Origin of the sequence: Janthinobacterium sp. KBS0711, assembly GCF_000988085.1 — a bacterium.
In the GTDB taxonomy this organism is placed as follows: Bacteria; Pseudomonadota; Gammaproteobacteria; order Burkholderiales; family Burkholderiaceae_D; genus Janthinobacterium; species Janthinobacterium lividum_E.
Genome location: NZ_LBCO01000035.1, coordinates 512118 through 521814, shown reverse-complemented (window position 1 = coordinate 521814; position 9697 = coordinate 512118). Strand labels below are relative to the sequence as shown.

Genomic DNA, 9697 nt, shown 5'->3' with positions numbered 1-9697 from the left:
CTCGCGCGTATCGTACCGGCTGCTGCTGTCGGCGCCACCGGCCAAGGCCGCCGAGCTTGCGCAGTATCAAGCCAGGCTGGAAATCCAGATCAAGACGCAGGCCATCAAGGGCGTGCGCATCGAATCGCTGGAATCGGGCAGCCCGCAGATGCAATCGACCCTGGACCGCGCCGACCGTTTCCTGTCCCTCGTCGGCTTGCTGTCGGCCATGCTGGCGGCCGTCGCCGTGGCCATGGCCGCGCGCCGCTTCATGCTGCGCCACCTGGACGCGTGCGCCATGCTGCGCTGCCTGGGCTTGACGCAAAACCAGGTCACGGCCATGTACGTGATCGAATTTTTACTGGTTGGCCTGGCCGGCAGCGTCGTCGGCGTGGCTGTCGGTTTCGGCGGCCACCTGGTGCTGCTGGAGTTGCTGGGCAAACTGGTGCAGAGCGACTTGCCGCCCGTTTCCATGCTGCCCGCCCTGCAAGGCGTGGCCACCGGCATGCTGCTCTTGCTGGGCTTTGCCCTGCCGCCGATTTTGCAGTTGCGCAATGTCCCGCACAACCGCGTGATTCGCCGCGAGCAGGAGCCGCCGCAGGCGCTGGCCGTGGCCACGTATGGCCTCGGTATCGCCGCTTTCGTCGTGCTGCTGTTGTGGCAAGCGGGCGACGTGAAACTGGCGCTGCTGACGGCGGCCGGCTTCCTCGGCGGCTTCGCCCTGTTCGCCCTGGCCGGCTGGCTGGGCATCAAGTCGCTGAAAACCTTGCGCGGCGCCTTCAATCACCAGGGTTGGCGCTTTGCCGTCACGTCCCTGCAGCGCCGCCCGGGCGCCACTGTCATCCAGGTGGTGTCGCTGGCCCTGGGCCTGATGGCCTTGCTGCTGCTGACGGTGGTGCGCGGCGACTTGATGGTGGCCTGGCGCAACGCCACGCCGCCCGATGCGCCGAACCGTTTCATGATCAATATCCTGCCCGAACAAAAAGAGCCGATCGCCGCGCGCCTGGCCAAAGCCGGCGTGGCCAACGCGCCCCTGTATCCGATGATACGGGGGCGTCTGGTGGCCGTGAACGGCAACGCCATCACGGAAACCACCTACGAGGACGACCGCGCCAAGGGCCTGGCCGACCGCGAATTCAACCTGTCGACGATGGCCACCATGCAGGAAGAAAACAAGCTGGTCGCCGGCAAGTGGTTCGCCAATGCGCCCGGCGCGCCAGCCGAGGCGTCGGTGGAAGAGGGCATCGCCAAGACATTGAAGCTGAAACTGGGCGACAAGCTGCGCTTCGACATCGCCGGCCAGCCCGTGGAAGCGGCCATCACGAGTTTGCGCAAGCTGGAATGGGGTTCGATGCGCGTCAATTTCTTTGTCATCATCAATCCGGCCGCCATGGCGGACACGCCGCAGACGTGGATCACGGCGTTTCACTTGCCGCCCGCGCAGGCGGACCTGGGCAATGCTCTGCTGCGCGACTACCCGAACCTGACGGTGGTCGACGTGGGCGGTGTGCTGAAACAGATTCAGGGCGTGCTGGACCAGGTGGTGACGGCCGTCGAATTCCTCTTCGCGTTCACTTTGGCCTCGGGCTTGCTGGTGCTGTATGCGGCCTTGATGGGCTCGCAGGACGAGCGCACGCGCGAAGCGGGATTGCTGCGCGCCCTGGGCGCCACGCGGCGCCAGCTGGCGCAGGCGCAGTTGATCGAATTCTCGCTCGTCGGCGCGCTGGCCGGCTTGCTGGCCGCATCGGGCGCGGCGGCCATGGGCTGGGCTCTGGCCACGTACCAGTTCAAGTTTGCCTGGAGCTTCGCGCCCGGCGTGTGGGCCTTCGGCCTGCTGGCCGGCGCCCTGTGCGCGATCGCCGGCGGCTGGCTGGGGCTGCGCAATGTCTTGAAACATCCGCCGTTGCAAACTTTGCGCGAAGGCTAAGCACTCACGCTGTCGCCCGCGCCCGCGCGCAAAAATTGCGCATAGGACATGACCGGTTGCCCCAGCTGGTGCGCCGGCACGTCGAACAGGGCCCAGAAATACGTTACGCGGCCCAGGCAGATGGTGGGTGCGGCGCAGTAGCGGAACCAGTTTTCGCCGATCTGCGCCGCGTACATGCCGTCGCTGTCGGCGTCCGAAAAATAGGGGATCACGCGCATTTCCAGCAGGGCCAGCAGCAGGGATGCTGGCGCGTCGCTGTCGCGCGCCATTTCGTACTGCGTGTGCAGGCTGCGTTCCGTCTCGATGATCATCAGCTTGGCGTGGCCGTCGCGCGTGAAGAACAGGATGCCGCTGGGATTGGGGAAAATATAGTATTCGACAAAACCATGGCGCTGGCACAGCTCGTGCACGACGGCGGCCAGCGCCTCGTCTTGCAGGAAAGTGTAGTCGTGCAGCATCAGCAAGTCGCGCACGGTCTCTGATTGCTGCAGGAAGAATTCGCGCTGCAGGGTCACGATTTCCTGCTCCAGGATGTCGAGCGCATCGTCGTCGCTTTTCTTGATGTAGCGGTCGATCAAGCCCCGGTTGAAGGCCGTCACGGCCACTTTTTCATCGGCCGCCCCTGTAAATAAAATCTTCTTGCATGGCAAGTCGCGCACGGCCTGGCAAAATTCCAGGCCATTCATCTGCGGCATCGAATAATCGACCACCAGCACGGAGGGCACGGCAAAGCGCTGCGCCTGGCCGCTGATGCGCCAGATGCGTTCGATGTCGAGCGCCACGTTGCACTGGTCGGGCGGCAGGTTCTGCGTGTCGAAGTTGACGTGCAGCGGCGTCTCGCCCGGCTGTGCGCTCTGGCGCAGCCACTGCAGTGCGCTGCTCGTGTCGTGGAAAGTCTTGCGCGCCAGACCGGGATCGAGCTGGAACGCCAGGCTTTTCAGGAAGGAATCGCTGTCGTCGATCAATACGGTCAGGGTCGGATGGGTGTAGACGGGCAGTTGCATGCGTCACCTCGCGCGGTGGATGGATGGAAAACGGTTGTGCGTGGACACGGGCAGGGGCTGGGGAAATTCCAGCACGAAGATGGCGTAGGCGCCTTCGCGCGCGACGCAGCGGATGCGCGCTTGCCAGGCTTGCATGATTTGCCGGCACAGGGCCAGGCCGATGCCGCTGCCATTGTGCGAGGGATACGAATAGAAGCGGTCGAAGATCAGCGGCAGGCGGCTGGTGGCGATGCCGCAGCCCGTGTCGATGAACAGCAGGCGCGGCACGGGATGGGCGCCATCGATGATGATGCGCACTCGCCCCTTGCCCGCGCGGTGGATGCTTTTCAAGGCATTGCGCAGCAGGTTCAGCAGGATCACCACGCACAGTTCCGACTGGCCGGGAAACGTGAAATCGGCGCGCACGTCGACCTTGACGATGTCGCGCTGGGCCGTGCTGGTAAACGGATAGCGGCGCAGCACGGCCGCCACGCTGTCGTGCATGGTCACCGCTTCGTTCGCTTCGAGCTTGCGGTTGACGGCGCTGGCGCTGAGCAGGAACAGATCGATCATGTGGTGCATGTGGCGCACTTCGAACTGGATGCGCGCCAGCGCTTCCAGGCTGGCCGCGTCGGGCGGCTGGCCTTGCAGGTTGCGCTGCAGCCCGCGCACATTCGCCTCGACGCTGACGAGGGGCGTGCGCAATTCGTGCGCCACGCTGCCCAGGCCGGCCGCCAGCCCGGCCAGTTTCTCTTGCGCGCCCACATTGCGCCCCACCTTGACCACGGACAGCACGGCAATCGTGAACCAGTGCACGGGCAATTGCTGCAAGACGTCGCCGCTGAGCAGGAAGGCGGGATCGCCGGCCACGGCAAACGCCAGGCAGGCCAGCAGGGTGCCGCTCAGGTAGGCCAGCATGGCGATGCGCGTATCGAAGTGAAACAGCACGACCAGCGCCACCAGCAGCGAATGCGCCCACATGGTCGAGGCGTGGTTCATCAGGAACATGTACGTGAAGAAAAACGGCAGTTCGAAGGTCAGCCCCAGGAACAGGTAGACGCTGAACCAGGTATTGCTGAAGCGGCCGGGCCACAGCGCGGGCAGGAACAGCAGCGCCGCCACGCTGCGCAGCAGCGGCGATTCGTATTCTTGCGGAAAGAAATAATGCCACAGCGCGTAGTACACGGGCATGCCCAGCGCACCGATGAGCGCGAGGGTGCGCACCTGGGCGCGCCGCACAGGCGTGTGTTCGATGGCGTCGTGGAAATGCAGGAAAGGCTGGAGCAGCTTGCCTTGCCATCGTTTTCCGGAAGGGGACTGCGCGTGCATCATGGTCAGGGGGGCGTGTTCGTTGAGGCGTGTCAATGCAACATGATCGGCGGGTTCACTCTGTATCAGCAGGATATCGGCATAACTGTTGAGCTGTATCAAACTCTTGCCGGATGGCTCGCGCATGTTGGACGCGGTAGTTCCCTCGCAACCAATCAGGAGTTCCTATGTTAAACGCCATTTCCCCCCTGTCGTCCCGCGCCGTCCGCGCCGAACAACTGATGCCTGCTTTCGTGCGTGCGCGCATGGATGAACATTACGTCGAGCGTATCGAGAAGCTGCTTGGCGGCCAGCACTTGCATGAATGGCAAGCCATGCCGGCCAGTGCAGTCATGCTGGCGGGTAATGATTACCTGAACATCGCCGGCGAGGCGGCGCTGCTGGCGGCCCAGGCGCGCGTCTTGCAGGGCGGCGGCGCCATGCTGATGTCGTCCGTGTTCCTGCAGGAGGGCAGCCGCCAGCACCGCCTGGAACAGAACTTCGCGGGCTATCTCGGCAGCGAAGCGTGCGTGCTGGCGCAGTCGGGCTGGGCTGCGAATGTGGGTTTGCTGCAAAGCCTGGCCGGACCCGGCATCCCCGTGTACCTCGACATGCAGGCGCACGCTTCGCTGTGGGAGGGCGTGCAATCGGCGCAAGCCGTGCCCGTCGCCTTCCTGCACAACGATGGCGCCCACCTGCAGCGCCAGCTCGACAAGCATGGCCCCGGCATCATCATCGTCGATGCGCTGTACAGCACGAATGGCAGCGTGGCGCCGCTGCTGGAGATGGTGGAAATTGCCGAACGCAGCGGCAGCATGCTGATCGTCGACGAGTCGCACTCGCTGGGCACGCATGGCCCGCAGGGCGCAGGGCTGGTGGTGGAGCTGGGCCTGGCCGAGCGCGTGCATTTCCGCACGGCGTCCTTGGCCAAGGCGTTTGCGGGCCGGGCCGGGCTGATCACCTGTTCGGCCCGTTTCAAGGGATATTTCCTGTCCGCCTCGCGGCCCGCCATCTTCAGTTCCTGCCTGCTTGAACACGAGCTGGCGTGGTTCGATGCGGCGCTCGACTTCATCCGCGCCGCCGATGCCCGTCGCGTCGCGCTGCGGCGCCACAGCGTGCAGTTGCGGCATGGGCTGATGGAGCTCGGCTACAACGTCAGCGACGGCACCGAGCAGATCATCGCGCTGGAAGCGGGCAGCGAACCCGATACCTTGATCCTGCGCAAGGCGCTGGAACGGCACGGCATCTACGGCGCCGTGTTCTGTGCGCCGGCCACGCCGAAAAACCGTTCGCTGGTGCGCCTGACCCTGAATGCGGGCTTGCGCGAGGACGAGTGCGCACGGGTGCTGGCTGCCTGCGCCGCCATCCGCGACGAGACGGGCATGGCGCGCTGGCCATCGACGCGGCGCCTGCGCAAGCTGGCGCTGGTGTAAATGTCAGGCTTGGCCGGGTTGGTTGCCGGCAATGCCACTCAATAGCAGGGACAGGGGCGCCAGCTGTTCCGCGCTGGCATTGCCCAGCAATTCCTGGCCCAGCGCCTGCGCCGTCGTATTCGCGTGCGCCAGCAATTCCAGTCCCGCCGCCGTGATGGCGGCATAGCCGACGCGGGCATCGCGCGCATCGGCCTGGCGCGCCACCAGGCCGATTTTTTCCAGCGGCATCAGCGAGCGCGTGATGCCGGACGCCGTCAGCGCCAGGCGCTCGGCCAGGTCGATGCGGCGCAGGCGCCCGCCCGGAGCGCGCTGCAAGTGGTACAGCAATTGATAATCGCCAAAGCTCAGGCCATGCAGATTGCCCAGCGTGCTGTCGAAGCGGCGCACCAGCATGGCCTGGGCGCGCGCCAGGCGCAGGCAAAAATCCAGCGCGCTGCCGCCGTCCGGCGATGGGGGAGTGAGATCGGTCATGACGTCCTTTTCATTTGCTGCGCAGTGCGTGAGTGCGCAAGTGTAAAGCATGGCCGCTCAATAGCGTGATTGCCCCTGCTCCAGCAGTTGCGCCTGATACAGCGCCAGCAGGGCGTCCAGCTCGGCGTCCGCGTCGAAACCGGGATCGGCCGATGGATTGACGGTGTCGATGATGTCGAAGCGAAAAGCCGCTTCGCCGTCGCGCCGCCAGTCCCCCTGCAGGCTTGCATTGCGGTGCGTGCCCAGCGTGAGTTCGAAGCGGTGGCGGTTCAGCGCGCCGGGGGCGTTGCGGCTGCGCTCGAGCAGGGTGCACCCGCTGGGCAAATGCCGCAGCGCGATGATGCCCAGCGCGGGCGCCTGTTGCCGGTAAGCTGCTTTCAAGGCGGCTTGCTGTGTTTTATCCATGGTGAGACTTCCTCAAGGTTGGGTGACGTAACCGGTGCTTGCGATGCGCGCAATATCCGTGAACAGGGCGGCGGCGATGGCGGCGGCCAGCAGCAGGGCGCCGCCGGCGCAGAACAGTTCGCCCACGCTCAGGTGGCGCAGCAGCGCGCCCGTGGCCGCTGCGGACAGCGGCGCCAGTCCCAGGAAGATACCCATGAACAGCGCCATCGCCCGGCCCAGCATGGCGGGCGCCACGCGCCGCTGTATCCAGGTAAAGATGGCCACCTGCACATAACCGCCCAGTAATCCCGTGACGGCCAGCAAGGCCGCGCCCTGCCAGGCGGTATCGATTTGCCCCAGCGCCATCAGCAGGATGGCGACGATGGCGTCGACGGCCAGCAGGGTGGCGCCGAAGCGGCGGCGCAGCCAGGCGCCGCCCAGGCTGGACGCCAGCATGCCGGCCAGGGTGCCGGCGCCATGCGCGCCCATCAGCAAACCGAGCGCCGAGGCGCCGTGCAGGCGCTCGCTGGCCAGTACGGGCAAGGCCACTTGCAGCGGCCCCATGACGAAGAACGCCACCACGGCCCAGTAGGCATAGCAGCTGCGCAAGGCCATGTCGCGCCACACCATGGCCAGGCCCGCCGCCATGTCGCGCCACATGCCCTGCGCCGTGGTGGCCGCCAGTGGCCGCAAGGTGACTTGCCGCAAGGTCCAGGCCGAGAACAGGAACGTCAGCGCATCGATGGCAAAGGCGGCGGCCAGCGCCGCCATGCCGGTTTTCTGCCCGCCATCGTGGGCGCCGAGCACGAGCGCCGCCAGCAGGGGGCCGGCCAGCAAGGACAACTGGCGCGCGCCCATCTGCAGGCTGTTGGCCGTTTGCAGTGTTTGCGGCGGCACGGCTTGCGGCAGGATGGCCGTGCCGGCGGGAATGGCGAAGGCGGAGGCGACGCCCAGCGCCAGCGCGGCCGCATACGCGAGCGTCACACTGGCGTGGTCCAGCATCAGCAGGCCGGTCAGCGCGAGCAGGATGGCGGCGTTCGCATATTTGCTCAGTAGCAGCACGCGCCGGGGCGAGTGACGGTCGGCGATGGTGCCGCCCAACAAGATGAGCACGGCGCGCGGCGCGCCCATCAGGGCCACGGCGATGCCCAGGCTGAGGCTATCGTTTGTCAGGCTCAGCACGAGCCAGGGCAGGGCCAGCATGCTGAACTGGTCGCCCAGCATGGACACGAGGCCGCCACCGAGCAGCCAGCGGAAGTTGGTATTGCGTAGCAAAGGAGCTTGTACGGTGGTTGACATGTTGTTTTTGTCTTTGGTTAAAAATTGTATGGTATTTGATAAAAGCTTGATTGGTCAAGTATATTGCCATTTATTGTGGCAGTAAGTGTTGACGCCGCATGGGCCGCCAGCGCTTGCGCTATCATGGCGGCCATGACTGATACCACTGCCCCCACTCTGTACGAGACCATCGGCGGCGCCCCCGTGCTGCGCGAAATGGTCGACCGTTTTTATGACTTGATGGAGCTCGAGCACGAGTTCGCCGGCATCCGCGTCATGCATCCGCCATCGACGGACGGCTCGCGCGACAAGCTGTATTTCTTCCTGACGGGCTGGATGGGCGGGCCGGATTTGTATATCGAGAAATTCGGCCACCCGCGCCTGCGCGCCCGTCACTTGCCCTACGCTATCGGCACCAGCGAGCGCGACCAGTGGCTGCGCGCCATGGCGTGGGCCATGGAAGACACGGGCATCGAAGAGTCCTTGCGCGTGCGCCTGATGGAATCGTTCTATCAGACGGCCGACTGGATGCGCAACAAACCTGACTGATCCCATGAGCCCAATCGAGTTTTACAGCCTGCTGGGCGCCGCCATCGTCGCCATCGTCTTGTTGCTATTGATCTTGCTGCGCCCGCGTGGCGCGGCCGGCGATGGCGCCACCACCCTGGCGCTGGTGCAGCAGCACCAGCAGCAAAGCCTGGAACGCATCGACCGGGTCGAGCGCGAAGTGCGGCTGCAACTGCAGGCCTCGGCGCAGGCCACGCGGCAGGACCTGGCGGCCGGCCTGGCGCAATTCCAGGCGGCCACCCTGCAGCAGCTCGACAGCCTGCGCACGCAGATGCAGGCGCAGGGCAAAGTCGGACGCGAAGAACAGGCGCAAAGCCTGGCGCGATTTGCCGAGAGTACCAATCAAACTCTGGCGCAGCTGACGGAATCGAATGCGCAGCGCATGCTGGAAGTGCGCGCCACGCTCGAAAACAAGATCCGCGATTTGCAGGCCGACAATGGCGCGCGCCTGGAAGAGATGCGCAAGACGGTCGACGAGAAACTGCACGCCACCCTGGAAACGCGCCTGTCCGCCTCGTTCCAGCAAGTCTCGGAGCGGCTGGAAAAAGTCCATCAGGGCCTCGGCGAGATGCAGCAGCTGGCGCTGGGCGTGGGCGATTTGAAGCGGGTGCTTACCAACGTCAAGACGCGGGGAACGTGGGGCGAAGTGCAGCTGGAAATGCTGCTGGAGCAGGTACTCACTGTGGACCAGTACGCGAAGAATGTGGAAACCTTGCCGGGCAGCGGCGCGCGCGTGGAATTCGCCCTGAAACTGCCGGGCATGGTCGAGGGCGGACCGCCCGTGTGGATGCCCATCGATGCGAAATTCCCCAAGGAACAATACGAGCGCCTGGTCGAAGCGGCAGAACGGGCCGATGCGGACGGCGTGGCCCTGGCCGGCCGCGAGCTGGAACGGGCCGTGCGGGGTGAAGCGAAAACCATCGCCGAGAAATACCTGGCGCCGCCGCTGACCACCGACTTTGCCATCCTGTTCCTGCCTACCGAGGGGCTATATGCGGAAGTGCTGCGCCGCCCGGGACTGGCCGACGAATTGCAGCGCGTGCACCGGGTCAGCATCGCCGGGCCATCCACCCTGACGGCTTTGCTCAACAGCCTGCAGATGGGTTTCCGCACCCTGGCGCTGGAAAAACGCTCGTCCGAAGTGTGGCAGGTGCTGGGCGCCGTCAAGACGGAGTTCGGCAAGTTCGGCGAGGTGTTGTCGCAAACCCGGCTGACCCTGGAAAAAGCGGCGAAGAATATCGAAAGCGCGGAAGTGCGCAGCCGGCAGATGGCGCGCAAGCTGAAATCCGTGGAAGCCTTGCCGGGCGAGGCGGCCGCCTTGCTGCTGGGTAAGACGGACGGCGAATAGCGCCGCCTTGTGTGCGGCA

9 protein-coding genes are annotated in these 9697 nt (G+C 65.4%); 4 read left to right on the top strand and 5 right to left on the bottom strand.

All coding sequences use genetic code 11. The annotated features are described in order from the left end of the window. Positions 1-1906, top strand: a 1906-nt coding sequence (locus VM94_RS25490) for an ABC transporter permease (protein ID WP_046686317.1), incomplete at its 5' end; no start/stop codon positions are given. Here VM94_RS25490 and VM94_RS25485 read toward each other — a convergent pair. Further along, on the bottom strand, positions 1903-2910 hold the full coding sequence (locus tag VM94_RS25485) for a response regulator (protein WP_046685963.1): 1008 nt from the start codon (positions 2908-2910) through the stop codon (positions 1903-1905). The two genes, VM94_RS25490 and VM94_RS25485, sit on opposite strands and share 4 nt — an antisense overlap. Before the next feature lie 3 nt (positions 2911-2913). After that, positions 2914-4344, bottom strand: coding sequence for a sensor histidine kinase (locus VM94_RS25480; RefSeq protein ID WP_235433019.1), 1431 nt, complete (start codon positions 4342-4344; stop codon positions 2914-2916). 41 nt (positions 4345-4385) lie between these two features. Between VM94_RS25480 and cqsA the strand changes: the two genes are divergently transcribed. After that, positions 4386-5630, top strand: a complete 1245-nt coding sequence (gene cqsA / locus VM94_RS25475; RefSeq protein WP_046685962.1) for an alpha-hydroxyketone-type quorum-sensing autoinducer synthase — start codon at positions 4386-4388, stop codon at positions 5628-5630. A 3-nt stretch (positions 5631-5633) separates the two neighbouring features. Here the strand turns inward: cqsA and VM94_RS25470 are convergent, their stop codons facing one another. From VM94_RS25470 to VM94_RS25460, 3 genes are read right to left on the bottom strand one after another with little or no spacing between them, the layout of a single operon-like run. Further along, positions 5634-6101 (bottom strand): MarR family winged helix-turn-helix transcriptional regulator, encoded by a 468-nt coding sequence (locus VM94_RS25470; RefSeq protein WP_046685961.1) that lies wholly within the window; start codon positions 6099-6101, stop codon positions 5634-5636. A 57-nt stretch (positions 6102-6158) separates the two neighbouring features. Continuing rightward, positions 6159-6506, bottom strand: coding sequence for a GIY-YIG nuclease family protein (locus VM94_RS25465; RefSeq protein WP_046685960.1), 348 nt, complete (start codon positions 6504-6506; stop codon positions 6159-6161). Between the two features lie 12 nt (positions 6507-6518). Further along, positions 6519-7784, bottom strand: coding sequence for an MFS transporter (locus VM94_RS25460; protein ID WP_046685959.1), 1266 nt, complete (start codon positions 7782-7784; stop codon positions 6519-6521). Between the two features lie 132 nt (positions 7785-7916). On the opposite strand from VM94_RS25460, the gene VM94_RS25455 reads away from it, so the two are divergent. Together VM94_RS25455 and rmuC are read left to right on the top strand one after the other, a co-directional pair. Further along, positions 7917-8312: a group II truncated hemoglobin gene (locus VM94_RS25455; RefSeq protein ID WP_046686268.1), complete on the top strand. Its 396-nt coding sequence runs from the start codon at positions 7917-7919 to the stop codon at positions 8310-8312. Between the two features lie 4 nt (positions 8313-8316). Next, on the top strand, positions 8317-9678 hold the full coding sequence (rmuC, locus tag VM94_RS25450; protein WP_046685958.1) for a DNA recombination protein RmuC: 1362 nt from the start codon (positions 8317-8319) through the stop codon (positions 9676-9678). The last annotated feature ends 19 nt before the right edge of the window (positions 9679-9697 follow it).